This window comes from Polaromonas sp. P1_F2, from assembly GCF_056405735.1.
Window position 1 is genome coordinate 20,529 of sequence record NZ_JBFUBN010000006.1, and the last position, 25,634, is coordinate 46,162.

Consider the following 25,634-nt stretch of genomic DNA (forward strand, 5'->3'; position numbering starts at 1 on the left):
ATGATGCCGGCGATGCCCATCGTCGATGCCCACCACCACCTGTGGGACCTGTCACGCGGCCGCTATCCCTGGCTGCAGGAAGCCTATGACCCCGAGGCTTTTTTCCTGGGCGACTACCGTGCTCTCTGCCGCGACTTCCTGGCGGCCGACTACCGCGCCGCCTCGGGGCCCTGCGAAGTTATCGCGACAGTGCACGTGGAGGCGGAGCGCAGCCGCGATGAACAGCTGGCCGAAACCGCCTGGCTGCATGAGGTGCATGCCGCGCACGGCTTCCCGAATGCCGTGGTCGCCCATGCCTGGTTTGACCAGCCGGACAGCGAGGAAACCCTGCTCGCGCAGTCGCGCTTCCCGATGGTGCGCGGCATACGCAGCAAGCCAGTGACCTCCGCCTCGCCGGCGCATAGCGTGAAGGGGCAAGCCGGCACCATGCAGGACGAGGCCTGGCTGCGCGGCTTCTCGCTATTGGAAAAATACGGCTTGCGCTGGGACCTGCGCGTGCCGACCTGGCACCTGCCCGAAGCGGCCGAGGTGGCGGCCCTGTTTCCCAAGGTGCCCATGGTCCTCAACCACCACGGCTTCGCCTGGGACCGCAGCGAAGAAGGCCTGCAACGCTGGCGCGGCTGGATGGAAACGCTGGCCCGGCAGGAGAATGTGCACGTCAAGCTTTCCGAATTCGGCCTGCGCGACCGGCCCTGGGACCTCCAGGAGAACACGCGAATTGTGTATGAAACGATTGCAATTTTTGGATGGCAGCGCTGCATGTTTGCCAGCAACTTTCCGGTGGCAGGCCTGCGTATCAGCTACCCGGACCTGGTGGGCAATGTGGCCGGCATGCTGGCCCATCTGCCGCCCCACCAGCAACATGCGATGATGTGCGCCAACGCCCTGCATTTTTATAAAATTGACGTGACACCGCCTCTGTAGAACACCCCCGGCCCGCACACCCGCGTGCCCTCCCTGTGAATCAAGCTCAACCCCTGGAAGCACACCCATGACCACAAAACACGACAACCTCATCGCCGGCCAATGGCTGGCCGGTAACAGCTACAGCCCCAACCTGAACCCCAGCAACCTGAGCGACGTGATCGGCGAGTACACGCAGGCCGATGCGGCCGGCCTGGACGCCGCCGTGCAGGCCGCGCAGGCGGCCTTCCCCGCCTGGTCGACCTCGGGTATCCAGGCGCGCTCGGATGCGCTGGACAAAATCGGCACCGAAATCCTCGCACGCCGCGAAGAGCTGGGCATCCTGCTCTCGCGCGAAGAAGGCAAGACCAAACCCGAAGGCATAGGCGAAGCCACCCGCGCCGGCCACATCTTCAAGTTCTTCGCGGGTGAATGCCTGCGCCTGTCGGGCGAAACGATTCCCTCGGTGCGTCCCGGCATAGGCGTGGAGATCACACGTGAGCCCGTCGGCGTGGTCGGCCTGATCACCCCCTGGAACTTCCCGATCGCGATCCCGGCCTGGAAGGTGGCGCCCGCGCTGGCCTTCGGCAACTGCGTGGTCCTGAAACCCGCCGACCTGGTGCCCGGCAGCGCCTGGGCGCTGGCCGAAATCATCTCGCGCTCCGGCATCCCGGCCGGCGTCTTCAACCTGGTCATGGGCCCGGGCCGCGTGATCGGCGATGCACTGGTCAACCACCCCGGCGTCAACGCCATCAGCTTCACCGGTTCGGTCGGTGTGGGCAGCCGCATCGCCGAAGCCTGCGCCAAGAACCTCAAGAAGGTGCAGCTCGAAATGGGCGGCAAGAACCCACAAGTCATCCTCGACGACGCCGACCTCACGCAAGCCGTTGAGCTCAGCGCGCAAAGCGCCTTCTACTCCACCGGCCAGCGCTGCACGGCGTCGAGCCGCCTGATCGTGACCGACGGCATCTACCCGGCTTTTGTCAAAGCCCTGCAGGAGCGCATGGCACGCATCAAGGTCGGCGACGCCCTCACGGCCGGCACCGACGTGGGCCCGGTGTCCTCGCAGGCGCAGCTCGAGCAGGACTTGAGCTACATCGAAATCGGCAAGGCCGAAGGCGCAACCCTGGCCTTCGGCGGCGCGCGCATCCCCTGCCACACCGGCAGCGGCGCTGAAGGTTATTACATGCAGCCGGCCCTCTTCAGCGAAAGCACGGCCGGCATGCGCATCAACCGCGAAGAAATCTTCGGCCCGGTCGCCAGCATCATCCGCGTCAAGGACTACGAAGCGGCTCTCGCCACCGCCAACGACACGCCTTTCGGCCTGTCAGCCGGCATCGCCACCACCAGCCTCAAGTACGCCACCCACTTCAAGCGCCACAGCCAGGCCGGCATGGTCATGGTCAACCTGCCCACGGCAGGCGTGGATTACCACGTCCCCTTCGGCGGCCGCAAGGGATCAAGCTACGGCCCGCGCGAGCAGGGCAAGTACGCACAGGAGTTTTTCACGACGGTGAAGACGGCGTATACGCTGGCTTGAACCTCATGCGATGGTGAAACTGGGCAAGAAGCCCTGGCGGTCTCATAGCCGGGGTTTCGCCCAGTAATCAGGAAATTACGAACCAGGACAGGCTGGCGTATTCAATGCCGAGGCTATAGTGCGGGGATAGACGCGATCTGGTCGCGCAACTCACACATCAGGCCTTATGAAGTTTGAAGATGAATTCGGCATCGTTTATTTTGTTGTCTTTGGGCTGTTGGTCCTGGGCAACTGGCTGTTTATGCGCGGCCTCAGCCCCGAGCGAAAGCATCACTGGTACGCCAGGGTGAGCCTTGTCAGTATCGGAATACTCGGCCCGTTTTTTGTCCTTTCTCCAGGGGTTTCCGGCCAATTCGAGTATGTCTTGCTCGTACTTCTGGCCCTGGCGTTCATTGCCTACGTCACCGTTGCCGTGGTCCGTGTTTGCAAGTCTTGCGGGCATGTAGCGCAGCCGGGCAACCTGGTTTCGGCGGCAAAGTTTTGCCCGCAGTGCGGGGAAACGCTGACTCGTTCAAAAATATTCCATGACTCGGCGCAATAAGGACCAGGGTCAGGGGCCCTACCGGGTAACTTCAGGCGATTTCAATGAACGCCGCTGACCACTACCCGGTCCTCAAGCGAACAGGGCTGGTTCTTCTGGTCGTGGGAGTCCTGGATATCGGACTGATGGCGTACGCCATCTTCAATCAGATCGCCTACGCATCCAGCCTCAATATCTTCGCCGTCATTGCAGGAATTTTTCTGCTGCGCGGCAGCCTGCGTGCAGCCTCGCTCGTGCGCCGGTTCGCCTTGTTCCTGCTCGCCGCCAGCATCTCGGTGAGTCTTGTTCTTCCATTGCTGCAACCGATCGACCTCATCGTTACGCGAGTTCAACTCAACCCGATGGCATTTCTGGGCATCCTTGTATTCTTTGTTCTTGCTTTGATACTTTTTTCGTGGCTGATCCGCGAATTAGGATCGGCGCCCGTACGGCTCGCCCAGAAGAAAGCCGGTCTCCCCGCTCGAAGCTCAGGCATCCCCCTGGCACTGGGCATTGGGCTGGCCGCCGTCCTCGCGACTGGCGGTACCCTGGTGCAGCATTCAGAATCCGGGATCCGTGCGGTCCGGGAAGCGCGCGAGAAACTCGGAGATGGCTACCGCTACCACGTTTCCTCTCTGAGCTACAGCTCTTCCAGCAAAGGAGAGTCCGTTTCGGGTGTCGTAACGGCCTGGAAAAGCGGCTCGGTCAAGGACTTGCCGTTTCAGTGGCGAGAGTAAAAAATGAACCTCATGCATCACCGCGTCAGTTCCCTTAAAGTTCTCCTCGCCCTGACGGCGGCCTACTTCCTCACCAGTCTCGGCCACTTCAGCCACAACGCCGAGTTCATTTGCGAATACCCCAACCTGCCCGCTTGGTTGACACGCGCGCAGGTCTATGCCGTGTGGGCCGCCATCACCTCGGTGGGGGCTATGGGTTTGCTGCTCATGCGCAAAAAATACATGGCCACGGGCCTACTGCTGGTGACCGTGTACGCGGCGCTGGGTTTTGACGGCCTGGGCCACTATGCAGTGGCACCTTTGGAACTGCATCCCTTGATGGCCAATGTCACGATTCTTTCGGAAGTGGCGGCTGCCGCGTTGTTGCTGCCGGTGGCGCTGTGGCTACTAACCTTGCATGTGCTCCGCAGCAAGGCGCAGATCCAACAGCCATGACACCCCAGATTATTTTTGTAGATGTCGATGACACCATGGTCAGGTCCGTAGGCGCCAAATGTATCCCCATGCCCGCCGTGATTGCCCAGGTCAAGCGGCTCAAATCCGAAGGCGCGACCTTGTTTCTCTGGAGTTCCGGAGGCGCCGAGTACTGCAGGGCCACGGCGCTGGAACTCGGGATCAGCGAGTGCTTTGAGGGCTATCTGCCCAAGCCCACGGCCTATATTGACGACCAGCCCATGCAGGAGTGGCGGTTTTGCAAACACCTTTATCCGTCGCAGGCTGAGGATGCTTAAGGGACGCTACGAACTAGCCGCGCGCTCCATGCCTGCGGTGCGCGTCATCTCTTTGCTGATGTGCTTGCTGTTTTTCGCCTTATTTGTACACGCGGCGGGCGCGGATAAACCGATAGGTAAAAATTGCGATCTGACATCGCCGCCAGCCACCGCAGGTGAAACGGTAAATCATGGCATCATCCTGCGCGTCTACCCTCGCAACAGGAACATCGACACACGCTATAGCGGATGCCAGGTGCTGTTCGCGCCGGAGGGCGAAAAATGGATCGTGCTTTCGTTGACCGAAGTGATAGCCGGTGATCCGGTTCGGGTTTGGTCCGACTATGAAACAGATGCTGAGGTCTCGGCTTGCCGCTTCAAGCAAGGCAAGCTGGTTCAGGGGCGTTCCGACACATGCCCGGCATCCAGATTCATTTTGCTCGAATCGCTGGCGCCAGGCTGCACACGCGCACTGCAAGATGCAGTCGCCAAATATGGCCTCGGGGCTCCGCAGCCGCCGGAATGCGAATATCAGTGACGGGTATGTCTCGGCCCACCAACACAAGTCCAGAATGACGTTTATGGACCATGGCGACGATTGGTTCGAGGCAGAGCGCTTGCATCGAGCAGCGGCGGACGGTGACATTGCCGAGATGGAACGACTGATCGAAGCCGAATACGGGATCGGCAGATTTGATGACCTCAGCTACACCCCTTTGCACTATGCCATCGAGAAGGAGCAATACAAAGCGGCTCTCTGGCTTCTCAAACATGGCGCTGAAGTCAATGTGCATGAAGAGGATCGCATTGGCGAAACAGCGCTTTGTGTCGGCGTAAGAGGCAACTACCCTGAAATCGTGGAACTGCTGCTTCAGCATGGCGCCAATCCGGACATCAGCGGATGGATGGGCCTGACCGCAACCATGCGCGCACATGATCGCAAAGATGAAGAGGGAAAGAAAATCTGTGAGCTTGTTGAACGCTACCGTCGAAAGCGCGAAGGAGGCTGGCGCGGCGACTTCACTGAGGTGAGTTAATCCTGACAAAGCGATCCGCCACCGCGAAGTGGGCCACAGCGGACATTGCAATGCTGGAGATCGTGCTTCCGGGCGATTTCAAGACGGAAGAAGTTGCGCCCGTCGATCGCTAACCCTCGTTAGCCGTGCAAGAACGAGAAGCTGGAAATCCCCGGTATCGAACCACCTGACGCCGGGCTAACCGACTCGCCGGCGTGTCGGCGTTGGGCGACGGGTTGGTGCATCTTTTTTCCGCATACATGCGATCGTGAGCATGTAGATGCCTGAGCAAAAACTGGTCAGGCCGAACTAAATACACATGGATATTGCGAAGAAGGCATACGTTCCATGTCCTGCAATGGGTATGCTGCCTCCGCTACGGCTCAAACGGGGTACTTGGCCTATGGAATAGAGGTCATAGGTATAAAAAACGAAACAAAAGCCAATGCTGGTGGCTATCAAAAACGCAAAAAATGCAATCAATCTGGGGCCAAATGGCTTGCCTCGAATCGGGTGAGTGCAGAGAAGCGCAATAAACGCAGCAAATGCAAGCCAGCCAAAAAAACTTGTATACATAGATTGAAGGTTTGAGGTGATCGACCAGCGGCGATGTGATCGGCCCTGGATGACGCGATCACATTGTCTGAATGTACAGGTATAACAAAACCATACGGCGTGCGGTAAGCTCCGCGCATGAATCACCCATTGCGCTGCCAATGCGGCACTCTACGAGGCCACGTCAGCCACACCGAATCCGTATGCCGCGGCGTCTGCTACTGCAAGGACTGCCAGGCCTATGCGCACTTCCTGGGCAAGGCCGGTGAGATCCTCGACGAGATGGGCGGGTCGGACGTTGTCGCCACGCTTCCGCAGCATGTCACTTTCACGCAGGGCCTGGAAAAACTCACCTGCATGTCCCTCAGCGACAGAGGCATGCTGCGCTGGTATGCGAGTTGCTGCAACACGCCGATTGGCAATACCGGGCGCGACTTCAAGGTCTCGCATGTCGGCCTGCTGCACAACTGCCTGCAAGATTCATCGACCAGCCTGGACAGCGCCTTCGGTCCGGTGCGCATGCGGGTTGGCATGAAGAGCGCCAAAGGCAGCCCCAAGGCCATGGCGGCCAGCACCACCGTATCCATCCTCCGGTTCATGGCCAGGCTGATACGCGCAAGGCTGGATGGCAGCTACAGGAAGACGGCCTTCTTTGATCCGGAGACGGGAACGCCGCATGCCTCGCCCAAGGTGCTTACGCCGGATGAGCGGGCCCGTTTGATGGAAGCCGTTTAGGCCTCTGTCCTTGGGCCCACGGCCTGCTCTACCAGCGCCAGCAGCTCAGGCAGGCAGCGTGTGGCGAGGTCAAATCGATCCAGCATGGCCTGGCGCGCCGCAAGTCCCAAGTGCGCATGGGCGGCCGGGTCGGCAAGGACGCCGACGACGGTGTCTGCCAGCGCCCGCGCGTCAAAAAAATCGAACAACAGGCCGTTGACGCCGTGCGTTACGACTTCCTCGACGGGCGCGGTGCGGCTGGCGACCACCACGCAGCCCGTGCTCATGGCCTCCAGACAGCTCCATGAGAGGACAAAGGGATAGGTCAGGTACACATGGCAGCGTGACACCTGCAGCAGCTCGAGATAGCGGGCATAAGGCAGTGTCCCGACAAAATGAACGCGGTCCGCCGGCAGCTGGTCGCCGACTTCCTTGAGCAGTGCCTCGCGCCAGGTGCCGCCGCCCGCTGGTTTGCTGCCGTAGCTCACGTCGTCCCCTCCGACCAGCACGCAATGCGCGTCGGGCCGGGCTTTCAGGATGGCCGGCAGAGCCCGCATGAAAATATGAAACCCCCGGTAAGGCTCCAGGTTGCGGTTGATGAAGGTCAGGACCTCATCGCCGGGCTTGAATTGCAGGCCTTTATCCACCAGCGAAAACCGGGCCTGGGCATCAGGCCTGGCCAGGTCTGTGGCAATGCCGTCGTGGACCACCCGCACTTTGCCGCGGTATTCTTCAGGCACCTGGCGGCGCTGCCACTCGGTGGGCGCATAGGCAGAATCCGCGGCGACTAGCGCATGCATCAGGGCGGTGTTTTTCAGGCGCAAAGCGGACCGTCCGGCCATGCTTTCACTATGGAACTCCGGGTCAAAACCATAGTCGGCCCCCTTGGGGGAGTAGTAGAACTCGGAAAAAATCATGAGCCTGGCATCCGGCCAGACGTCCTTGCAGAAAAGGGCTTCGCCCCAGCCGGGGTGCGCGATGATGAGTTGGGGACTGAACCCTTCGCCGGCCAGTTGCTGCATGGCTTGCGCACACGCCGCACCGCGCGAAAGCTTGCGCTCGAAATCACGGCCTATGGCCACCTGGCTGGCGGCCTTCAGGCTTTCAGGCTGGTAGCGCACGACTTCGACGCCGTCAACCGGCCGGGGAGTGATCCCGAGGGCAAGGACATGGTGCCCCTGCGCCGCCAGGGCCCTGGCCAGGTGGACGAACTGCCCGGGAAAGTTCTGGTGGATAAACAGGTAACGCCGCCGCGGCGGCCCAGATGGTTCGGACGGCCTTTGGCCGGCATCAAGAAGAGCGGGAACCCTGGGCTTCATGGCGTGAATGGCGCTGAACGGCTTTCAACGGGCCCGGCCTTCGATGTGGCGGATGCGAACGTACGGCGGGCGGCGAGAAATCAGGCTATCAGCGCCACCCGGGAAGCCGTCCGCAAACTGTCTTGCCGTAGACAATCTTTGCAGGATTTTTGCGGATACATCATCCGGGGCCAGCCGTCGAAAAAGCATGCCCTGTCAATCGGCAGATGTGATGGAGGTAAAAAGGAAAACACCTCCGCGATGACTGAATGCCGCGCGAAGAGGTGTTAACGGCAACGCCTCTGGCCAGTCGGCTTGGCGCCGGGCCAGGTACGGGCCTTAGCTGCGCACCGTATCCGCCACCCGCTCGGCGCAGCTTTTCGCCTGGGCCGCGTCGCGTGCCTCGACCATCACGCGCAGCAGCGGCTCGGTGCCGCTGGCGCGTATCAGCAAGCGGCCGGTGTCGCCGAGCTCGGCTTCCACGGTTTTGCTCATGTCGGCAAGGCGCTTGCTGCTTTGCCAGTCCTGGCCGGGTTTGAGGCGCACGTTGATCAAAGTCTGCGGGAACAGCACGACCTCGCCAAGCAGCTGGGCAATGGTCTTGCCGCTGCGCACGCAGGCCTGCAGCACCTGCAGGGCGCTGATGAGGCCGTCGCCGGTCGTGTGCTTGTCGAGCGCCAGCAGGTGGCCGGAGCCCTCACCGCCCAGCAGCCAGCCGCGCTTGTCGAGCTCTTCGAGCACATAACGGTCGCCGACCTTGGCGCGCACGAACTCGACGCCCTTCTTTTTGAGCGCGACTTCCACGGCCATATTGGTCATCAAGGTGCCGACGGTGCCGGGGACTTTTTCGCCGCGCGCCAGGCGCTCGTTGACCATGAGGAAGAGCACTTCGTCGCCGTTGAAGAGGCGGCCGTCGGCGTCCACCATCTGCAGGCGGTCGGCGTCGCCGTCGAGCGCGATGCCGTAGTGGGCCTTGTTGGCCTTGACGGCCTTGATCAGCGCATCGGGATGCGTGGCGCCGACTTCGTGGTTGATGTTGAGGCCGTCGGGCGCGCAGCCGATGGCGATGACCTCGGCGCCCAGTTCATGGAAGACCATGGGCGCGATCTGGTACGCCGCGCCGTGCGCGCCGTCGACCACGATCTTCAGGCCCTTGAGCGTGAGGTCGTTGGCGAAGGTGCTTTTGCAGAATTCGATGTAGCGGCCGGCCGCGTCGTCGAGGCGGCGCGCCTTGCCCAGGGTGGCCGAGTCGGCCCAGACGGGGTCCTCATCGAGGGCGGCTTCGACGGCGAGCTCCCAGGCGTCGTCGAGCTTGGTGCCCTGGGCGCTGAAGAACTTGATGCCGTTGTCGGGGTAGGCGTTGTGGCTGGCGCTGATGACCACGCCCAGGCTGGCACGCTGGGCGCGCGTGAGGTAGGCCACGCCGGGTGTGGGCAGCGGCCCCAGCAGCACGACGTCGACGCCGGCGGAGTTGAAGCCCGACTCGAGCGCGCTTTCCAGCATGTAGCCGGAGATGCGGGTGTCCTTGCCGATCAGCACCGTGGGGCGGGTCTCGGTGCGGCGCAGCACGCGGCCCACGGCGTGCGCCAGGCGCAGCACGAAGTCGGGTGTGATGGGCGGCTGGCCCACCGTGCCGCGTATGCCGTCGGTGCCGAAGTATTTTCTGGTCATTGGTTTTGTCCCTGTGGAGCTTGTTGTTCTGGATGTTGTTCTGAAAAATGTGGGGCTATTTTAGGGTGCCCCGCCCTGCCCGCCTGTCAGCAAAAGCCTCAACGCGCTGCGGCCCATACCTTCAGGGCCTGGACTGTCTCGCGGACATCATGCACGCGCACGATGCGCGCGCCACGGTCCACGGCCAGCAGGGCCGCCGCGACGCTGGGCACCATGCGGTCGGCCACGTTGAGCTGGGCCACTGCCGCCAGCGAGGTGCTGGTGACGGCGGCGAGCGAGGACTTGCGCGACCAGGCGGCCAGCAATGGGTAGCCGGCCGTGAGGAACTCCTGCTGGCGCGCCAGCAAGGCGAAGTTTTGCGCGACGGTTTTGCCGAAGCCTATACCCACGTCGAGCACGATGCGGGACTTGTCGACGCCGGCGGCCCGCAGGCCGGCCGCGGCGGCTTCCAGGAAGTCGCGCACCTGCGGCACCACGTCGCCCTCCATGGGCGCGACCTGCATGGTTTGCGGCTCGCGGTGCATGTGCATGAGGCAGACACCGCAGCTCGGGTGCCCGGCCACAACCTCGGCCGCACCGGGCTTGCGCAGGGCCCAGATGTCGTTGATGACGTCGGCGCCCAGGTCCAGCACGGCCTGCATGACCTCGGGTTTGTAGGTGTCTATCGATAGCGGCACGCCCAGCCTGGCCGCATGGCGCACCACGGGCAGCACGCGCGCGAGTTCTTCTTCCAGCGGCACAGGCGGCGCGCCGGGGCGGGTGGACTCACCGCCTATGTCCAGCAGGTCGGCGCCGTCCTTGAGCAGCTTGTCGCAGTGGGCGAAGACGCCGGCAAAGCCGCCGCCCTCGCTGAAGTATTTGCCGCCGTCCGAGAAGGAGTCGGGCGTGACGTTGACGATGCCCATGACGCGGGGCTTCGACAGGTCAATCTGAAAGCGGGAGGTTTGCCAGATCATGGTTTGTCCTCGGAAATAAAAAACCGGGGACTGGCCCCGGTTATGGCGACTGACTGGCAGTCACGTTTTGTTCGTCACCGGCCTCATGCCACCGTAGGCGCCGGGTCTGTGCTGACGGCCGGCGTGCCGCCCGTGGGGCCGCCACCGCCGCCGACGGAGGAGTTGCGCGGCGTCCAGTCCTTGGGCGGGCGCGGCTCCTTGCCGGCCATGATGTCGTCGAGCTGGTCCATGTCGATGGTTTCCCATTCGAGCAGGGCCTTGGCCATGGCGTGCATCTTGTCCTGGTTCTCTTCGATCAGCTTGCGCGCCAGGGCGTATTGCTGGTCGATGATGCGGCGCACCTCGCCGTCGACCTTTTGCAGGGTCGACTCGCTCATGTTGTTGGTCTTGGTGACCGAGCGGCCCAGGAAGACTTCGCCTTCGTTTTCAGCGTAGACCATGGGGCCCAGGGCTTCGGTCATGCCGTAGCGCGTGACCATGTCGCGGGCCAGGGCGGTGGCGCGCTCAAAGTCGTTGCTGGCGCCGGTCGTCATCTGGTTCATGAAGACTTCCTCGGCGATGCGGCCGCCGAACAGCATGCTGATCTGGCTCAGCATGAATTCACGGTCATAGCTGTAGCGATCCTGCGCCGGCAGGCTCATGGTCACGCCCAGCGCGCGGCCGCGCGGGATGATGGTGACCTTGTGGACCGGGTCGCACTTTGGCAGCAGCTTGCCGATCAGCGCGTGGCCGGACTCGTGGTAGGCCGTGTTGCGGCGCTCTTCCTCGGGCATGACCATGCTCTTGCGCTCGGGGCCCATGAGGATCTTGTCCTTGGCTTTTTCGAAGTCCTGCATCTCGACGGTGCGGGCGTTGCGGCGCGCGGCCATCAGGGCGGCTTCGTTGCAGAGGTTGGCCAGGTCGGCGCCGGACATGCCGGGCGTGCCGCGGGCGATCACGCTCGGGTTCACGTCCTGGCCCAGCGGCACCTTGCGCATGTGCACGTTGAGGATCTGCTCGCGGCCGCGGATGTCGGGCAGCGTGACGTAGACTTGGCGGTCGAAGCGGCCGGGGCGCAGCAAGGCGGCGTCCAGGATGTCGGGGCGGTTGGTGGCGGCCACCACGATCACGCCGACGTTGGTTTCAAAACCGTCCATCTCGACCAGCATCTGGTTCAGGGTCTGCTCGCGTTCGTCGTTGCCGCCGCCCAGGCCGGCGCCGCGCTGGCGGCCGACCGCGTCGATTTCATCGATGAAGATGATGCAGGGGGCGTTTTTCTTGGCATTCTCGAACATGTCGCGCACGCGGGCAGCGCCCACGCCGACGAACATTTCGACGAAATCGGAGCCGGAAATCGAGAAGAAAGGCACTTTGGCCTCGCCGGCGATGCCTTTGGCGAGCAGGGTCTTGCCGGTGCCCGGGGGGCCGACCAGCAACAGGCCGCGCGGGATGCGGCCGCCGAGTTTCTGGAATTTCTGCGGGTCCTTGAGGAAGTCGACGACTTCCTTGACTTCTTCCTTGGCCTCGTCGCAGCCCGCGACGTCGGCGAAGGTGACGGGATTGGTGGACTCGTCCAGCATGCGCGCCTTGGACTTGCCGAAGCTGAAGGCGCCGCCTTTGCCGCCGCCCTGCATTTGCCGCATGAAGTAGATCCACACGCCTATCAGCAGCAGCATGGGGCCCCAGCTGATCAGCAGCGAGGTGAGCAAGGAAGTTTCTTCGCGGGGCTTGACGTCGAACTTGACGTCGTTGGCGATCAGGTCGCCGACCAGGCCGCGGTCCAGGTAGGTGGCGGTGGTGCGGACCTTGCGGTCGTCCACGGTGGTGGCCGAGATTTCGGTGCCGCCCTGGCCTTCGGCGATGGTCGCCGTCTTGATGCGCTTGCCGCGCACCTCTTCCAGGAACTCGGAGTAACCCAGGTAGTTGGAACCGGCGCCGCCGCGTGTATCAAATTGCTTGAATACGGTGAACAGCACCATGGCGATCACCAGCCAGATTGCAATTTTGGAAAACCACTGATTGTTCAAGGACTACTCCGGTGTAAGAACAAAAGTCACATGCGCCTGATTTTAGGCGTTTCAAGGGCAAAAACCGCGTATTCCGGTCCCGGCCCTTGGTTTAAAGCGGGTTTAGGGGCACCGGCACTGTGTCATTTGCCACCGCGATGTGCTCAGGATGCACTTATTGTGACGCCAAGAACCTGCTCACGGCCTAGACGGGGCCGCGCAAGCACCTTCTCGGGATGGGATGCAAGGCGCGGTGTGACGCCCATAGTACCTCTATGGGCTAGCGCCGCAACGCCGCAGACCGCCCGAAAAGGTACTTGCCCTCCGGGTTGGGGTGAAATCGGGCGATTGAGCCACCCAGGCCCTTGCATGGGCATTAGCCCATGCGGCGTGCCCGGTCGACCCACTCATCCCGATTGCACCCCAACGCGGCCCCGTTTAGGCCGTGAGCAGGTTCAGGGCTTTTTCAGCCCCCGGCCAATCAGAAAGGTTTCCGATGAGCCCGGGCGCGAAGCCTTGGGCTTGAGCGGCTTGACGAGCTTGAAGGTGTCCCGGAACAGCTTGACCAGTTGGTCGTAGCCACTGCCGTGGAACAGCTTGACCACCAGCGTGCCCTCGGGTTTCATGCGGTTCTGGGCGAATTCGACGGCCAGCTCGATCAGGTGGGCGATGCGGGCCGCGTCGGCCGACTCTATGCCCGAGAGGTTGGGCGCCATGTCGGAGACCACCAGGTCCACCCGGACCTGGCCCTCGGGGGTGGCCAGGGCGTCCTCGAGCTTTTGCAGCACTTCGGCTTCGCGGAAATCGCCCTGGATAAAGGTCACGCCTTCGATGGGCTCCATGGGCAGCAAATCGAGGCCGATGATGCGGCCGTTGAGCGTGCCCGCCGCCGCGCCGGTGGGTGAGAGCCGGCGCCGCACGTACTGGCTCCAGGCGCCCGGCGTACTGCCCAGGTCGACCACGCAGTCGCCCGGCTTCACCAGGCCGAAGGTTTCATCGATTTCCTTCAATTTGTAAGCGGCGCGGGCCCGGTAGCCCTCTTTCTGGGCGAGCTTCACGTAGGGGTCGTTGATGTGGTCGTGCAGCCACGCTTTGTTGACCTTTCCCTTGCCGCCGGCCTTTACGGCGGTTTTACCGGCCGCCTTGGCGGCGGCCTTCGAGTCGGTCTGGACGCCGGGTTTGAAACCGGTCTTGGCATTTACTTTCATGGGGCCTATTGTCCTCTCCCCGACTCGCCCGATAATTGGGCCATGGCTCAAATACAACTTACCCCCGCCCAGCGCAAGGACCACCGCGCCGATGCCCACCACCTGAACGCGGTCGTGATGATCGGCTCCGACGGCCTGACCCCCGCCGTCAAGAAGGAAACCGACGCCGCGCTCAACGCCCACGGGCTCATCAAGGTGCGGGTGCTGTCGGACGACCGCGCCGGCCGCGAGGAGATCTTCCAGACCCTGGCCGACCAGCTCAACGCCGCGCCCATCCAGCACATCGGCAAGCTGCTGGTGCTGTGGCGGCCGATGCCGCCCAAGGAAAAAAAGGTCAATGAAGACCGCATGCCCGGCCCGCGCGACGTCAAGGTGCTCAAGAACAGCTCGCGCCACGGCCAGCGGCCCGAGGTCAAAACCCTGCGCGTGCTGGGCAACCAGCGCCTCACGCCGGGCGGCACCGTCAAGCGCGCCAAGAAGCCCCAGCTCAAAAGCGCCAAGAAAAGCGCCCAGGGCTGAGCCGCTTTCCCGCCCCGGGGCAATCGCCCCGATAGGCGCATTCTTCTTCACCGCGCGGCCTCAAGCCTTTAGATTCGAGACTTCCGCCCACAGCTATCCGCCATGACCAATCCCCTCCTCGATTTCTCCGACCTCCCGCTGTTCGACCGTATCCAGCCCGAACATGTGGGCCCCGCCGTCGACGAGCTCATGGCCAAGGCCGACGCGGCGCTCGAAACCGTCACCGCCGCGGACTTCCCGGCCACCTGGGCCGGCATCGCCCGCGTGCTGGACGTCGCCACCGAGAACCTGGGCCGCGCCTGGGGCGCCGTGAGCCACCTCAACAGCGTGGCCGACACGCCCGAGCTGCGTGCCGCCTACAACGCCGCCCTGCCGCGCGTGACCGAGTTCTGGACCCGCCTGGGCGCCGACGAGCGCCTGTACGCCAAATACAAAGCCATCGATGTGGCCACCCTGAACACCGAGCAGCGCCAGGCCCACAAAAACGCCATCCGCAACTTTGTGCTCTCCGGCGCCGAGCTGAAAGGTGCCGACCGCGAGCGCTTCGCGAAAATCCAGGAACGCCAGGCCGAGCTGAGCCAGAAATTCAGCGAGAACGCGCTGGACGCGACCGACGCCTTCGCTTATTACGCGACCGAGGCTGAAATCGCCGGCATCCCGGCCGACGTGCTGCAGACCGCGCGCGCCCAGGCCGAGGCCGAAGGCAAGGCCGGCTACCGCCTGAGCCTCAAGATGCCCAGCTACCTGCCCGTCATGCAGTTCGCCGTCAGCGGCAAGCTGCGCGAAACCCTGTACAAGGCTTACACCACCCGCGCCAGCGACCAGGCCGCGCCCGAGTTCAGCAAATTCGACAACGGCGCGATCATGCAGGAGATCCTCGCGCTGCGCCTCGAGGAAGCGCAGCTGCTGGGCTACCGCAATTTCGGCGAGGTGTCGGTGGTGGCCAAGATGGCCCAGTCGCCCGACGAAGTCATCACCTTTTTGCGCGATCTCGCCCGCCGCGCCCGCCCCTATGCCGAAAAAGACGTCGCCGACCTTCGCGCCTTCGCCGCCAGCCAGCTGAACCTGGCCGAACTCCAGCCCTGGGACTACGCCTACGTCGGCGAAAAGCTCAAGGAAGCGCGCTACGCCTTCAGCGAGCAGGAAGTCAAACAGTACTTCACCGCGCCCAAGGTGCTGGCCGGCCTTTTCAAGATCGTCGAAACCCTGTTTGAAGTCGCCATCCGCAAGGATTCGGCCCCGGTGTGGAAGCCCGGCGTGGAGTTCTACCGCATTGAACGCGGCGGCGAACTCGTCGGCCAGTTCTACCTCGACCAGCCGGCCCGCACCGGCAAGCGCGGCGGCGCCTGGATGGACGACGTGCGCGCCCGCTGGTTGCGCCCCGACACCGGCAAGCTGCAAACCCCGGTGGCCCACCTGGTCTGCAACTTCGCCGACGGCGTCGGCGGCAAGCCGGCGCTGCTCACGCACGACGACGTGACCACGCTGTTCCACGAATTCGGCCACGGCCTGCACCACATGCTCACGCAGGTCAACGAGCGCGACGTCTCCGGCATCAGCGGCGTCGAGTGGGACGCGGTCGAGCTGCCCAGCCAGTTCATGGAGAACTTCTGTTGGGAATGGGACGTGCTCAAGCACATGACGGCCCACGTCGACACCGGCGCGCCGCTGCCGCGCGCGCTGTTCGACAAGATGCTGGCCGCCAAGAACTTCCAGAGCGGCATGCAGACACTGCGCCAGGTGGAGTTCTCGCTGTTCGACATGCTGCTGCACACCTCGCACAAGCCGGCCGACGACCTGATGGGCCTCTTGAACGAGGTGCGCCGCGAAGTCGCCGTGATCCCCTCGCCGCCCTACAGCCGCACCGCGCACACCTTCAGCCATATTTTCTCGGGTGGCTACGCCGCCGGCTACTACAGCTACAAATGGGCCGAGGTGCTGTCGGCCGACGCCTACGCCGCCTTCGAGGAAACGGCTACAGCCGCACCCTCGCCGGCCGGCGACGATGGCGGCAAGACCACAGTCACGGTGGAAACCGGCCGGAAATACCGCAAAGCCATCCTGGAAGCCGGCGGAAGCCGCCCCGCCATGGAGTCTTTCAAGGCTTTCCGCGGCCGCGAACCCTCGATTGATGCTTTGCTGCGTCATCAGGGTATGGCCTGACACCCTCGAAACGCCTAAAACGTTGTGAGACTTGCAGGGCCTGCGTTAAGCTTGTCCTATCCCTGTTTCCCCCACCCCGTACCTGAGACCGACTGGAACACCATGAAGACAAATGCCGTGAAATCCCTCGCGCCCCATGCCCTGCTGGCCCTGGCAGTGCTCGCGGGCGGTCTTTTTTCACCCCTGGCCCAAGCCCAGCCGGTCTACCGCATCGTCGGGGCCGACGGCAAGGTGACCTTCTCCGACCAGCCGCCGCCCGCGGCCACCAATGCCAAGGTCAGCGCTGCCAATACCGGCGGCCCCGGCGGCGCGGCGCCCACCGGCCTGCCTTTCGAATTGCGGCAAATCGCCAACAAATACCCGGTCACCCTGTATTCCGGCAACGACTGCGGCCCCTGCGGCACCGCCAAGTCCATGCTGACCAATCGCGGCATCCCGTTTTCCGAGCGCACCGTCATCACCAACGAGGACTTCAAGGCCTTGCAGCGGCTCAGCGGCGACACCTCCCTGCCCTTCGCCACCATCGGCAGCCAGCAGCTCAAGGGCTTTTCCGACGTCGAATGGACCCAGTTCCTGAACGCCGCCGGCTACCCCGCCGCCTCGGTGCTGCCGTCCAGTTACCGCCCACCGGCTGCCACGCCCCTGGTGGCCGTCACCGCGCCATCGGCCACGGGCAACGGCCCAGCCCGCGCCGCCGCGGCGCCCGCACCGTTAGCTCCGCCACCGCCCGAGGCCAGCAACCCCGCCGGCATCAAGTTCTAAGCAAGCTGTTTTAAACGCTCAAATGCAAACGCCGGGTTCCCACCCGGCGTTTTGCTTTCTGAACAGAGCCCTAACTTAGAACACCAGCGTCTTGACGCCGCCCGGTGCGCCCAGCAGGCACACGTGGGCTTTCTGGAAGGCAAACACCCCCACCGTCACCACGCCCGGCCATTGGCTGACCTGGGTCTCAAAGGCCAGCGGGTCGGTGATCTTCAGGCCGGTCACGTCCAGGATGTGCTGGCCGTTGTCGGTCACCAGCGGCTTGCCGTCCTTCAGGCGCAGCACGGCCGTGCCGCCCAGCGCCGCAAACTGGCGCGCGATGCGCTGGGTGGCCATCGGGATCACTTCCACCGGCAGCGGGAAGTTGCCCAGCACCGGCACCAGCTTGGATTCGTCGGCAATGCAGACGAACTTGCGGGACTGCGCGGCCACGATTTTTTCGCGCGTGAGCGCCGCGCCGCCGCCCTTGACCATATGGCCCGCGTTGTCGATTTCGTCGGCCCCGTCGATGTAGACGCCCAGTTCGTCGACCTCCGTCGCGTCGAAGACCTTGATGCCCAGCGCCTGCAGGCGTTCGGTGGAAGCCACCGAGCTGGACACCGCGCCCTTGATGCGGTCCTTCATGGTGGCCAGCGCGTCTATGAATTTGTTGACGGTGGAGCCGGTGCCGACGCCGACAATGCTGCCTTCTTCGACGTAGTGCAGGGCCGCCTGGCCGACCAGGGTTTTGAGTTCGTCTTGGGTCATGGGAGTGTGGGAGGGGGTGAAATCGGAAGGTGAAATGGGTTTTGCGACAATCGGGGCCAGTACAAGCCACCTCCACCGAATTATCCAATGTCCCTGCTCCCCTACGCCCTGGCCCGTCCCTTTTTATTTGGCCTGGACGCCGAAACTGCCCACGAGCTGACCATGGCCTCGCTGGCGCGCACCCAGGGCACGCCGCTGGCCCTGGCCTACCTGTCCAGCCGCGTCAGCGACCCGATAGAGCTGGCCGGCCTCAAGTTCCCGAACCGCGTCGGCCTGGCCGCCGGGCTGGACAAAAACGCGCGCTGCATCGACGGCCTGGCCGCCATGGGTTTCGGCTTTGTCGAGGTCGGCACCGTCACCCCCAAGGGCCAGCCCGGCAATCCCAAGCCGCGCATGTTCCGCCTGCCCGAGGCCAACGCGCTGATCAACCGCCTGGGCTTCAACAACGAAGGCCTGGACGCCTTCCTGGCCAATGTGCGGCGCTCCAGCGTGCGCAAGCCCGGCGCGCAGGGCGGCCTGCTGCTGGGCCTGAACATCGGCAAGAACGCCGCCACCCCGATTGAAAACGCGGTCGACGACTACCTGATCTGCCTGGACGGCGTCTACCCGCATGCCGACTACGTGACCGTCAACATCTCCAGCCCCAACACCAAAAACCTGCGCGCGCTGCAAAGCGACGAGGCGCTCGACGCCCTGCTGGGCCGCATCGCCGAGCGCCGCGAAGCCCTGGCCGCGCAGCATGGCAAGCGCGTGCCCATCTTCGTGAAGATCGCGCCCGACCTCGACGAAGCCCAGGTGGCCGTCATCGCCGCCACGCTGCAGCGCCACGCCATGGACGGCGTGGTCGCCACCAACACCACGCTCAGCCGCGAGGCCGTCAAAGGCATGCGCCATGCCGAAGAAGCCGGCGGCCTGAGCGGCGCGCCCGTGCTCGAAGCCAGCAACCGCGTCATCACCCAGCTGCGCGCGGCGCTCGGCAAGGGCTTCCCCATCATCGGCGTGGGCGGCATTTTGAGCGGCGCCGACGCCGTTTCCAAGATCAAAGCCGGCGCCGACGTGGTGCAGATCTACACCGGGCTGATCTACAAAGGCCCGGACCTGGTCACGCAGGCCGCGCAGGCCATCAAAAAGAGCCGTTAAGCCTTGGCCGCCGCGCGCTTTTTCGGCGCGGCTTTTTTGGCGACGGCCTTGCGCGGCACTCGCGCCTTGGCCCCCAGCTCTACCCACACCGGCGCATGGTCGCTAGCGTGCTCCTGCCCGCGCACCCAGCGGTCCACGCCCGCGGCTTTCAGGCGCGGCGCGAGCGCGGCGTTCAGCAGGACGTGGTCTATGCGCAGGCCCGCATCGCGCTGCCAGTGCTGGCGGAAGTAATCCCAGAAGGTGTAGATGCGCTCGTCCGGGTGCAGCGCGCGCAGGCTGTCCACCCAGCCTTGGGCCAGCAGCTTTTCATAGGCCGCGCGGCTTTCGGGCTGCAGCAGCGCATCCTTGCGCCATGACTTGGGGTTGTAGATGTCGAAGTCGGTCGGCACCACATTGAAGTCGCCGGCCAGCACCACCGGATGCTCCGAGGCATACAGCGCCTTGGCGTGCGCCTGCAGGCGGCTGAACCAGGCCAGCTTGTAATCAAACTTCGGGCCGGGCTGCGGGTTGCCGTTGGGCAGGTAGAGACAGGCCACCACAATGCCGTCCACCGCCGCTTCCAAGTAGCGGCTCTGGTCGTCGGCCGGGTCGCCGGGCAGCTCGCGGCGTATCTCCAGCGGCGCCTGGCCTTTGGCCAGAATCGCCACGCCGTTCCAGGATCGCTGGCCTTTCCACAAGGCTTCATAACCCAACTCGCGCAAGGCCTGCTGCGGAAACACGCCGTCCAGCGCCTTGAGTTCCTGCAGGCAGGCCACGTCGGGCGCGTCCTTCTCCAGCCATGCGAGCAATTGCGGCAGCCGCGTCTTGATGCCGTTGACGTTGAAGGTCGCGATCTTCATCAGGCGCCGGTCAAACGCTGGTCAAACCCCAGGTGAAGGTTTTCCCCGGCCCGGCGTGCGCCGGAAGGCCTCTGCGCCGCCGCTGCCGCCGCCGTCGGGAAAGCTGTGCTGCCTAAGCTTGCCGGCCACGCCGGGGTCCGCGGGCTTCATCGGTTTTTCGATCAGGGTGCTGGCGTCGTTGCCGTCGGCGGCATCGTCGGGTTCGCTGTGGCGCGGATGCGGCACGGGCGCGCCTTCGCCGGTTTTGGCGCGTGTGAGGCTGGTGGTGTTTTTGACCATGTTTCCAAGGTAGCAGCCCCGCCTGGCCACGCGTGTCGGACAACACCCCTTTAAACCCACCCCCGTCCAAGCTCACTGCGTGTAGCTCGTTCCCCCCTCAAGGGGGCGGCGCCTGCGGTCTGGCAAAGCCAGTCCCGCGGCTGCCCGCTGGCACTCTTCAACCCAGCATGAGCCGTGGAACCGGCTTTGCCGGGCCACAGGCGGGCGGCCCCCTCGGGGGGCAGGGAGCTACACGAAGTGAGCGACCGTGGGGGCGCGCTCTATAGAGACTGTCCCCTAGAGCACCGGCCGGGCTTTTTACGGCCCCCTGTTGCGACTACCATGCAGGCAGTTTTGACAGGAGACCCGCTTTTGGCCGCGACCCCATCTTCCAACCCTGCGTCGGGCCCCTCCGGTCCTTCCCCCTATCCCCACCTGCTGGCCCCGCTGGACCTGGGCTTCACCACCCTCAAGAACCGCGTGCTCATGGGCAGCATGCACACCGGCCTGGAAGACGGGCGCAAGCACTTTCCCGCCATGGCCGCCTACTTCGCCGAACGCGCGCGCGGCGGCGTCGGCCTGATGGTCACCGGCGGTTTCGCGCCCAACATCGCGGGCTGGACCAAACCCTTTGCCGGCATGCTGGCCAGCTCCGGTGCCGCCCGCCGCCACAAGCAGGTCACGGATGCCGTGCATGCCGAAGGCGGCAAGATCGCGCTGCAGATCCTGCACACCGGCCGCTACGGCTACCACCCGCTGTGCGTCGCGCCCTCGCGCATCCAGAGCCCGATCTCGCCCTTCACGCCGCGCGAACTCAGCGTGGGCGGCATAGAGCGGCAGATCCGCGCCTTCATACGCTGCGCCATGCTGGCGCGCGACGCCGGCTACGACGGCGTCGAGATCATGGGCAGCGAAGGCTATTTCATCAACCAGTTCCTGGTCACCCACACCAACCAGCGCAGCGACGACTGGGGCGGCAGCTACGCCAACCGCATGCGCCTGGCCGTCGAGATCGTGCGCCGCACGCGCGAGGCCGTGGGCCCCGACTTCATCATCATCTACCGCCTCTCGATGATCGACCTGATCCCCGGCGGCAGCAGCTGGGAGGAAGTCGTGCTGCTGGCCAAGGCCGTCGAGGCCGCCGGCGCCACCCTGATCAACAGCGGCATAGGCTGGCACGAGGCCCGCGTGCCGACGATTGCCACCTCGGTGCCGCGCGGCGCCTTCACCTGGGTCACCAAAAAGCTGCGCGCCGATCTGCGCGCCGCCGGCCTCACGATTCCCGTCGTCACCAGCAACCGCCTGAACATGCCCGAAGTCGCCGAGCAGGTGCTGGCCGACGGCTGCGCCGACATGGTCAGCATGGCCCGCCCCTTCCTGGCCGACCCGGACTTCGTCAACAAGGCGGCCCAGGGCCGGCGCGATGAGATCAACACCTGCATCGCCTGCAACCAGGCCTGTCTGGACCACGCCTTCCAGGCCAAGCTGGCCAGCTGCCTCGTCAACCCCCGCGCCGTGCATGAGACCGAACTCGTCATCAACATCGCCCGCGCCAAAAAACGCGTCGCCGTCATAGGCGCCGGCCCCGCCGGCCTGGCCGCCGCCACCACGCTGGCACTGCGCGGCCACAGCGTCGACCTTTACGATGCGGCTGACAAGATAGGCGGCCAGTTCAACCTGGCCAAGCGCGTGCCCGGCAAGGAAGAGTTTGAGGAAACCCTGCGCTACTTCGGCCAGCGCATCAGCGGCACCGGCGTGCGCCTGCACCTGAACACCCGCGTCAGCGCGCAAGACCTCATCGCGGGCAAGTTCGACGAGGTCATACTCGCCACCGGCGTCACGCCGCGCAACCCTCGCATTCCCGGACAGGACCATCCCAAGGTGCTCAGCTACATCGACGTGCTGCTGGGCCGCCAGCCCGTGGGCGAGCGCGTGGCCCTCATAGGTGCGGGCGGCATAGGCTTTGACGTCGCCGAATTCCTGGTCACGCCCACCGGCCATTCCACCGCGCTCGACCTCCCCGCCTGGCTGGCCGAATGGGGCGTGGCCGACCCGGGCGAGGTGCGCGGCGGCGTGGTGCGCCCGCAGGCCACACCGCCCGCGCGCCAGGTCACGCTGCTGCAGCGCAAGCCCGGGAAGCTGGGCGCCGGCCTGGGCAAGACCACCGGCTGGATACACCGCACCGCGCTGAAAATGAAGAACGTCGAGATGCTCTCGGGCGTCAACTACGAGCGTATAGGCGAGCAGGGCCCGGACCTGGGCCTGTTCATCACCTTCGGCGAAAAGCGCCTGGACGGCACCGTGCTCGCCGTCGACAACATCGTGCTGTGCGCCGGCCAGGAGCCGCTGCGCGAACTGTTGGAGCCGCTGCGCGCGGCCGGCGTGAAGACGCATTTGATAGGTGGCGCGCACGAGGCGGGTGAACTTGACGCCAAGCGGGCGATCGATCAGGGGACGCGTCTGGCTGCGACCCTTTAAGGGAGGAAGTAAGAGAGCTGCTCACAAAACCCAGCGAAGCGGTCCTGGCTAGGCGCGTCGCCGCAGACAGTACACCAGTACGGCAAGGCGGCGCAACAACGCCAGGAGGGTTTTTGAGTGGCTCTAGACGCGCGCGAGGCTAAACAGCAGTAACCCCAGCGCCATCCCAAAACTCAGCGCATGCATATTCGCCGCCATGGCAAAGCGATTCATGAGCCTCAGGCCCTGCTGGTCCTGCGAGCCCAGCAGGAACAGCAGGCACATCTCGCGGCGCCGCTGCGGGTCGACCGCGCTGTGCTTCTTGAGCGCCTTGTGCATGGACACCGACAGATAGATCGCGGCCACCGAGGCCAGCGCGATGATGGGGAAAAACCAGCCGCGCACCATCCATGCCGGAAGCTGCGGCGCCAGCCAGGCGCGCAGCAGGTCGGCGGCGGCAAAAATCAGGAAACCCGCGGCGAAGCCCAGCCATTCCTGGGTGCGGAACTTCGCCATCATTTTCCTGGCCCTGGTCTCCAGGGGCAGTTCGTAAGCCATGCGGATCACCTCGTGCGAACAGTACGCCCGGTGTGCAGCCCTATGCCGGCCAACGCGGGTGCAAGGATTCTGCGCAGGAACACCCGCCGCGGCAATACTGCAAATGCAGGAGAACGGTGGTTTTATTTACGGCGCAGCGGGTCCAGCAAGGGCTTGAGCCCGTTGTGGTCGATTTCCTGCATCAGCGCCAGCAGGCGGCCGATTTCACCTTTGGGGAAACCCTCGCGGGCAAACCAGTTCAGGTAATTGCCCGGCAGGTCGGCGATCAGCGTGCCCTTGTGTTTGCCGAAAGGCATTTCGCGGGTCACCAGCAGGAGCAGGTCGTCGGGGTTCATATATATGGAGCCTAGCCGCCGGCCCGTTTGGGCGCGTAGCCCTGTTTCTGCAGTTCCGCCATCACGCGCTCGCAATGGTCGCCTTGCACTTCGATCACGCCGTCCTTGGCCGTGCCGCCCGAGCCGCAGGCGGCGCGCAGCTGCTTGCCCAACAGCGCCAGCGCCATGGCGTCCAGCGGCAGGCCCTTGACCACCGTCACGGTCTTGCCGCCCCGGCCCTTGCTTTCGCGGCTTACGCGCACCGGGCCGCCCGCCGCGGCCACCGCCTGCTTGCAGGCGCAGGCCGCCAACGGCCGGCGGCAGCCGGGGCACATTCTTCCGGCCTCGGTGGAATAGACCAGGCCGCCTGTGGGAGTTTGTTTCATTGGGAAGGGAGAACCAGGAAATGAGAACCAAGGACGTATCCGGCCGGCCGGCATCGCTGTAGTTTTAGAACGACCGTTCGCAAAAATTTGTGAACTAGTTCACGAAAACCGCAGAATGTACCTTATAAACACGGGCAGGGATCAGCAGCTACGCCCCCTCTCAGGACGATAACAACTTCGGGCGACTCGGGACGCGAACAATGACAGGCAGCAGTTTTCTGATCGGATTTTTCATCTTTGTCGGCAGTGTGGCCCTAGGCGCCCTCGGTTATGAACGCTGGCTGTCCCATGTGGTGGCCAACCGCAAAAAGGTCGCGCGCAACCATGCCCTGCGCGCCAAACCCCTGACCAGCCGCGACGAACTCCAGGTCTGGCGCTGGCTCGAAGAAGTCTTTCCCGAGCACCGCATCCTGCCCAAAATCCCCTTCACCGGTTTTATCGAACCCAACCAGCGCGGCGGCGACGCCCACTGGCAGGCGCTGCTGGGCACCGTGAATTTTTCCTGCGCGCTGGCCGACCAGAAAGGCACGGTGCTGGGCTGCATCGACGTGCTGGGCCGCGGCGAGGTGACCGGCCGCAACCATTCCTTCAAGCGCGAGTTGCTGGCCCGCGCCGGCATCCCCTACTGGATCATCGAAAGCCAGCGCCGGCCCAGCGCCGCGCTGCTGCGCGAGAAATTCCTGGGCGCCGCCATCAGTGAAGCCGGCAAGCTGGCGACCGCCGAACGCGCCCGCCGCGCCGCCCCCGCCAGGCTCGAGCAGCCCCAGCTCTCGCGCGTGTCCAGCAATGCCTCGGACCTCACCAAAACCGGCATGACGCCGCTGCACCTGAAGTCCACCCTCAAGCTGCAGTCACTGGCCCGCGCCTTCGCCCTGCGCCTGGCCGGTGAAGAGCCGCGGCGCGACCGCATCCGCTACTCGAGCACCAATCCCAGCAGTTCGATTGTTTAGGGCTTCGGCTAAGCCCCTTTAAGCAGGAACTCCATCTCGGTCCCCGCCAGGTTCAGCACGTCGTTGTGCGCCAGCGGCGTCGCCTTGGCACTTATAGGCTTGCCATTGAGCGTCGACGGCGTCTCGCCGTCCATGTGGGCCACGTAGTAGCCGTCGCGCCGGTGCGAGATCGACACCACCGCCACGCCCGGCTGGCCGAAGGTGGTGACCGCCTTGACCACCGCCATTTCCAGGCCCGCCGATGAGCCCGACAGCACCTTGAGGCTGGCCTGCAGCGCGCCTGTGGTGCCCGGCAGCCCTATCGCATCGAGCGACATCGCGGTGGTTTCCTGGCTTTCGGCCTGCGCCTCATGCTCGGAGGTCGCCAGGTACTGGATCCTGAAGTTGCCGATGTTGATGATGTCGTTGTCGTGCAGCAGCTCGCGCGCCTTGACCATATGCCCGTTCAGGTAGGTGCCGTTGGTGCTGCCCAGGTCGCGCAGGTAGACGTCGGCGATGCCCTTGAGCTCAAACACGCAGTGCTCGCCGCTGACCACCAGGTTGTCGAACACGATGTCGTTGTACGGCCTGCGGCCCAGCGTCGTGCGGTCGCTCTTCAGGTAGACATGCTTGATTTCGACGCCTTCGACCGATGCGATGAGTTGCGGCATGAGGAGAAGCCTTTCTTCTTGAGGGTTGCCGCCACTCCCAACGCGGCGGGTCTCTTCATCGTAGCGCCGCCCCCGCGA

27 protein-coding genes are annotated in these 25,634 nt (G+C 64.4%); 15 read left to right on the top strand and 12 right to left on the bottom strand.

Annotated features, from left to right (window positions below):
• From AC1D0O_RS13380 to AC1D0O_RS13420, 9 genes are all read left to right on the top strand, one after another.
• A complete protein-coding gene (locus AC1D0O_RS13380; protein ID WP_477654002.1) occupies window positions 1–924 on the top strand; it encodes an amidohydrolase family protein in 924 nt (307 codons plus the stop codon).
• Window positions 925–991: 67 nt separating this feature from the next.
• Window positions 992–2,443: an aldehyde dehydrogenase family protein gene (locus AC1D0O_RS13385; protein WP_477654003.1), complete on the top strand. Its 1,452-nt coding sequence runs from the start codon at window positions 992–994 to the stop codon at window positions 2,441–2,443.
• Between the two features lie 166 nt (window positions 2,444–2,609).
• Entirely contained in the window at window positions 2,610–2,984 is a 375-nt protein-coding gene (locus AC1D0O_RS13390; protein ID WP_477654004.1) for a hypothetical protein, read from the top strand.
• Between the two features lie 44 nt (window positions 2,985–3,028).
• On the top strand, window positions 3,029–3,700 hold the full coding sequence (locus tag AC1D0O_RS13395) for a hypothetical protein (protein ID WP_477654005.1): 672 nt from the start codon (window positions 3,029–3,031) through the stop codon (window positions 3,698–3,700).
• A gap of 3 nt (window positions 3,701–3,703) precedes the next feature.
• The gene (locus AC1D0O_RS13400; RefSeq protein WP_477654006.1) at window positions 3,704–4,135 is read left to right on the top strand and encodes a hypothetical protein; all 432 of its coding nucleotides are present in this window, start codon (window positions 3,704–3,706) and stop codon (window positions 4,133–4,135) included.
• A complete protein-coding gene (locus AC1D0O_RS13405; protein WP_477654007.1) occupies window positions 4,132–4,431 on the top strand; it encodes a hydrolase in 300 nt (99 codons plus the stop codon). Before AC1D0O_RS13400 ends, AC1D0O_RS13405 begins: the two co-directional genes overlap by 4 nt.
• A 28-nt stretch (window positions 4,432–4,459) precedes the next feature.
• Window positions 4,460–4,948 carry a hypothetical protein gene (locus AC1D0O_RS13410; RefSeq protein WP_477654008.1) on the top strand — a complete coding sequence of 163 codons (489 nt, stop codon included), beginning with the start codon at window positions 4,460–4,462 and terminating at the stop codon, window positions 4,946–4,948.
• Window positions 4,949–4,982: 34 nt separating this feature from the next.
• Window positions 4,983–5,447, top strand: a complete 465-nt coding sequence (locus AC1D0O_RS13415) for an ankyrin repeat domain-containing protein (RefSeq protein WP_477654009.1) — start codon at window positions 4,983–4,985, stop codon at window positions 5,445–5,447.
• A gap of 672 nt (window positions 5,448–6,119) precedes the next feature.
• The gene (locus tag AC1D0O_RS13420) at window positions 6,120–6,716 is read left to right on the top strand and encodes a DUF6151 family protein (protein WP_477654010.1); all 597 of its coding nucleotides are present in this window, start codon (window positions 6,120–6,122) and stop codon (window positions 6,714–6,716) included.
• Here AC1D0O_RS13420 and AC1D0O_RS13425 read toward each other — a convergent pair.
• The 5 genes from AC1D0O_RS13425 to AC1D0O_RS13445 all read right to left on the bottom strand — a co-directional run bounded on the left by AC1D0O_RS13425 (window position 6,713) and on the right by AC1D0O_RS13445 (window position 13,813).
• Window positions 6,713–8,014 (bottom strand): glycosyltransferase, encoded by a 1,302-nt coding sequence (locus AC1D0O_RS13425; RefSeq protein ID WP_477654011.1) that lies wholly within the window; start codon window positions 8,012–8,014, stop codon window positions 6,713–6,715. The two genes, AC1D0O_RS13420 and AC1D0O_RS13425, sit on opposite strands and share 4 nt — an antisense overlap.
• A gap of 318 nt (window positions 8,015–8,332) precedes the next feature.
• Entirely contained in the window at window positions 8,333–9,664 is a 1,332-nt protein-coding gene (glmM, locus tag AC1D0O_RS13430; RefSeq protein WP_477654012.1) for a phosphoglucosamine mutase, read from the bottom strand.
• A 98-nt stretch (window positions 9,665–9,762) separates the two neighbouring features.
• Entirely contained in the window at window positions 9,763–10,620 is an 858-nt protein-coding gene (gene folP, locus AC1D0O_RS13435; RefSeq protein WP_477654013.1) for a dihydropteroate synthase, read from the bottom strand.
• Window positions 10,621–10,703: 83 nt separating this feature from the next.
• Entirely contained in the window at window positions 10,704–12,626 is a 1,923-nt protein-coding gene (gene ftsH / locus AC1D0O_RS13440; protein WP_477654014.1) for an ATP-dependent zinc metalloprotease FtsH, read from the bottom strand.
• Between the two features lie 434 nt (window positions 12,627–13,060).
• Window positions 13,061–13,813: an RlmE family RNA methyltransferase gene (locus AC1D0O_RS13445; protein WP_477654015.1), complete on the bottom strand. Its 753-nt coding sequence runs from the start codon at window positions 13,811–13,813 to the stop codon at window positions 13,061–13,063.
• A gap of 42 nt (window positions 13,814–13,855) precedes the next feature.
• Here AC1D0O_RS13445 and AC1D0O_RS13450 point away from each other — a divergent pair, with 42 nt between their 5' ends.
• From AC1D0O_RS13450 to AC1D0O_RS13460, 3 genes are all read left to right on the top strand, one after another.
• Window positions 13,856–14,332, top strand: coding sequence for a YhbY family RNA-binding protein (locus AC1D0O_RS13450; protein WP_477654016.1), 477 nt, complete (start codon window positions 13,856–13,858; stop codon window positions 14,330–14,332).
• Window positions 14,333–14,434: 102 nt separating this feature from the next.
• On the top strand, window positions 14,435–16,495 hold the full coding sequence (locus tag AC1D0O_RS13455) for a M3 family metallopeptidase (RefSeq protein WP_477654017.1): 2,061 nt from the start codon (window positions 14,435–14,437) through the stop codon (window positions 16,493–16,495).
• A 102-nt stretch (window positions 16,496–16,597) separates the two neighbouring features.
• Complete coding sequence (locus AC1D0O_RS13460; RefSeq protein ID WP_477654018.1) at window positions 16,598–17,257, top strand: glutaredoxin family protein; 660 nt, start codon at window positions 16,598–16,600, stop codon at window positions 17,255–17,257.
• Between the two features lie 75 nt (window positions 17,258–17,332).
• On the opposite strand, the gene rpiA is transcribed toward AC1D0O_RS13460, so the two are convergent.
• Window positions 17,333–18,004 carry a ribose-5-phosphate isomerase RpiA gene (gene rpiA / locus AC1D0O_RS13465; RefSeq protein WP_477654019.1) on the bottom strand — a complete coding sequence of 224 codons (672 nt, stop codon included), beginning with the start codon at window positions 18,002–18,004 and terminating at the stop codon, window positions 17,333–17,335.
• An 87-nt stretch (window positions 18,005–18,091) separates the two neighbouring features.
• Between rpiA and AC1D0O_RS13470 the strand changes: the two genes are divergently transcribed.
• Complete coding sequence (locus AC1D0O_RS13470) at window positions 18,092–19,144, top strand: quinone-dependent dihydroorotate dehydrogenase (protein WP_477654020.1); 1,053 nt, start codon at window positions 18,092–18,094, stop codon at window positions 19,142–19,144.
• On the opposite strand, the gene xth is transcribed toward AC1D0O_RS13470, so the two are convergent.
• Together xth and AC1D0O_RS13480 are read right to left on the bottom strand one after the other, a co-directional pair.
• Window positions 19,141–19,983, bottom strand: a complete 843-nt coding sequence (xth, locus tag AC1D0O_RS13475; RefSeq protein ID WP_477654021.1) for an exodeoxyribonuclease III — start codon at window positions 19,981–19,983, stop codon at window positions 19,141–19,143. The two genes, AC1D0O_RS13470 and xth, sit on opposite strands and share 4 nt — an antisense overlap.
• A 21-nt stretch (window positions 19,984–20,004) precedes the next feature.
• Window positions 20,005–20,262 carry a hypothetical protein gene (locus AC1D0O_RS13480; RefSeq protein WP_477654022.1) on the bottom strand — a complete coding sequence of 86 codons (258 nt, stop codon included), beginning with the start codon at window positions 20,260–20,262 and terminating at the stop codon, window positions 20,005–20,007.
• Between the two features lie 321 nt (window positions 20,263–20,583).
• On the opposite strand from AC1D0O_RS13480, the gene AC1D0O_RS13485 reads away from it, so the two are divergent.
• Complete coding sequence (locus tag AC1D0O_RS13485) at window positions 20,584–22,719, top strand: oxidoreductase (protein WP_477654023.1); 2,136 nt, start codon at window positions 20,584–20,586, stop codon at window positions 22,717–22,719.
• 123 nt (window positions 22,720–22,842) lie between these two features.
• Here AC1D0O_RS13485 and AC1D0O_RS13490 read toward each other — a convergent pair whose 3' ends face one another.
• From AC1D0O_RS13490 to AC1D0O_RS13500, 3 genes are all read right to left on the bottom strand, one after another.
• Window positions 22,843–23,256, bottom strand: a complete 414-nt coding sequence (locus AC1D0O_RS13490) for a hypothetical protein (protein WP_477654024.1) — start codon at window positions 23,254–23,256, stop codon at window positions 22,843–22,845.
• A gap of 122 nt (window positions 23,257–23,378) precedes the next feature.
• A complete protein-coding gene (locus AC1D0O_RS13495) occupies window positions 23,379–23,591 on the bottom strand; it encodes a DUF3820 family protein (protein WP_436154996.1) in 213 nt (70 codons plus the stop codon).
• Window positions 23,592–23,602: 11 nt separating this feature from the next.
• A complete protein-coding gene (locus AC1D0O_RS13500; protein WP_477654025.1) occupies window positions 23,603–23,956 on the bottom strand; it encodes a translation initiation factor Sui1 in 354 nt (117 codons plus the stop codon).
• A gap of 200 nt (window positions 23,957–24,156) precedes the next feature.
• Between AC1D0O_RS13500 and AC1D0O_RS13505 the strand changes: the two genes are divergently transcribed.
• The gene (locus AC1D0O_RS13505; RefSeq protein WP_477654026.1) at window positions 24,157–24,906 is read left to right on the top strand and encodes a DUF2726 domain-containing protein; all 750 of its coding nucleotides are present in this window, start codon (window positions 24,157–24,159) and stop codon (window positions 24,904–24,906) included.
• An 8-nt stretch (window positions 24,907–24,914) separates the two neighbouring features.
• Here AC1D0O_RS13505 and AC1D0O_RS13510 read toward each other — a convergent pair whose 3' ends face one another.
• The gene (locus AC1D0O_RS13510; RefSeq protein ID WP_477654027.1) at window positions 24,915–25,556 is read right to left on the bottom strand and encodes an FHA domain-containing protein; all 642 of its coding nucleotides are present in this window, start codon (window positions 25,554–25,556) and stop codon (window positions 24,915–24,917) included.
• Window positions 25,557–25,634 lie beyond the last annotated feature (78 nt).

Bases quoted from the DNA above. Each gene is read 5' to 3' on its own strand.
- AC1D0O_RS13385 (WP_477654003.1), top strand. From the start codon at position 992: ATGACCACAAAACACGACAACCTCATCGCCGGCCAATGGCTGGCCGGT.
- AC1D0O_RS13410 (WP_477654008.1), top strand. From the start codon at position 4,460: ATGCCTGCGGTGCGCGTCATCTCTTTGCTGATGTGCTTGCTGTTTTTC.
- AC1D0O_RS13500 (WP_477654025.1), bottom strand. From the start codon at position 23,956: ATGAAACAAACTCCCACAGGCGGCCTGGTCTATTCCACCGAGGCCGGA.
- AC1D0O_RS13505 (WP_477654026.1), top strand. From the start codon at position 24,157: ATGACAGGCAGCAGTTTTCTGATCGGATTTTTCATCTTTGTCGGCAGT.
- AC1D0O_RS13400 (WP_477654006.1), top strand. From the start codon at position 3,704: ATGAACCTCATGCATCACCGCGTCAGTTCCCTTAAAGTTCTCCTCGCC.
- glmM (WP_477654012.1), bottom strand. From the start codon at position 9,664: ATGACCAGAAAATACTTCGGCACCGACGGCATACGCGGCACGGTGGGC.
- folP (WP_477654013.1), bottom strand. From the start codon at position 10,620: ATGATCTGGCAAACCTCCCGCTTTCAGATTGACCTGTCGAAGCCCCGC.
- AC1D0O_RS13415 (WP_477654009.1), top strand. From the start codon at position 4,983: ATGACGTTTATGGACCATGGCGACGATTGGTTCGAGGCAGAGCGCTTG.
- AC1D0O_RS13510 (WP_477654027.1), bottom strand. From the start codon at position 25,556: ATGCCGCAACTCATCGCATCGGTCGAAGGCGTCGAAATCAAGCATGTC.
- xth (WP_477654021.1), bottom strand. From the start codon at position 19,983: ATGAAGATCGCGACCTTCAACGTCAACGGCATCAAGACGCGGCTGCCG.
- AC1D0O_RS13485 (WP_477654023.1), top strand. From the start codon at position 20,584: ATGCAGGCAGTTTTGACAGGAGACCCGCTTTTGGCCGCGACCCCATCT.
- AC1D0O_RS13420 (WP_477654010.1), top strand. From the start codon at position 6,120: ATGAATCACCCATTGCGCTGCCAATGCGGCACTCTACGAGGCCACGTC.
- rpiA (WP_477654019.1), bottom strand. From the start codon at position 18,004: ATGACCCAAGACGAACTCAAAACCCTGGTCGGCCAGGCGGCCCTGCAC.
- AC1D0O_RS13450 (WP_477654016.1), top strand. From the start codon at position 13,856: ATGGCTCAAATACAACTTACCCCCGCCCAGCGCAAGGACCACCGCGCC.
- AC1D0O_RS13490 (WP_477654024.1), bottom strand. From the start codon at position 23,256: ATGGCTTACGAACTGCCCCTGGAGACCAGGGCCAGGAAAATGATGGCG.
- AC1D0O_RS13445 (WP_477654015.1), bottom strand. From the start codon at position 13,813: ATGAAAGTAAATGCCAAGACCGGTTTCAAACCCGGCGTCCAGACCGAC.
- AC1D0O_RS13380 (WP_477654002.1), top strand. From the start codon at position 1: ATGATGCCGGCGATGCCCATCGTCGATGCCCACCACCACCTGTGGGAC.
- AC1D0O_RS13405 (WP_477654007.1), top strand. From the start codon at position 4,132: ATGACACCCCAGATTATTTTTGTAGATGTCGATGACACCATGGTCAGG.
- AC1D0O_RS13460 (WP_477654018.1), top strand. From the start codon at position 16,598: ATGAAGACAAATGCCGTGAAATCCCTCGCGCCCCATGCCCTGCTGGCC.
- AC1D0O_RS13395 (WP_477654005.1), top strand. From the start codon at position 3,029: ATGAACGCCGCTGACCACTACCCGGTCCTCAAGCGAACAGGGCTGGTT.
- AC1D0O_RS13390 (WP_477654004.1), top strand. From the start codon at position 2,610: ATGAAGTTTGAAGATGAATTCGGCATCGTTTATTTTGTTGTCTTTGGG.
- AC1D0O_RS13470 (WP_477654020.1), top strand. From the start codon at position 18,092: ATGTCCCTGCTCCCCTACGCCCTGGCCCGTCCCTTTTTATTTGGCCTG.
- AC1D0O_RS13425 (WP_477654011.1), bottom strand. From the start codon at position 8,014: ATGAAGCCCAGGGTTCCCGCTCTTCTTGATGCCGGCCAAAGGCCGTCC.
- AC1D0O_RS13495 (WP_436154996.1), bottom strand. From the start codon at position 23,591: ATGAACCCCGACGACCTGCTCCTGCTGGTGACCCGCGAAATGCCTTTC.
- AC1D0O_RS13480 (WP_477654022.1), bottom strand. From the start codon at position 20,262: ATGGTCAAAAACACCACCAGCCTCACACGCGCCAAAACCGGCGAAGGC.
- AC1D0O_RS13455 (WP_477654017.1), top strand. From the start codon at position 14,435: ATGACCAATCCCCTCCTCGATTTCTCCGACCTCCCGCTGTTCGACCGT.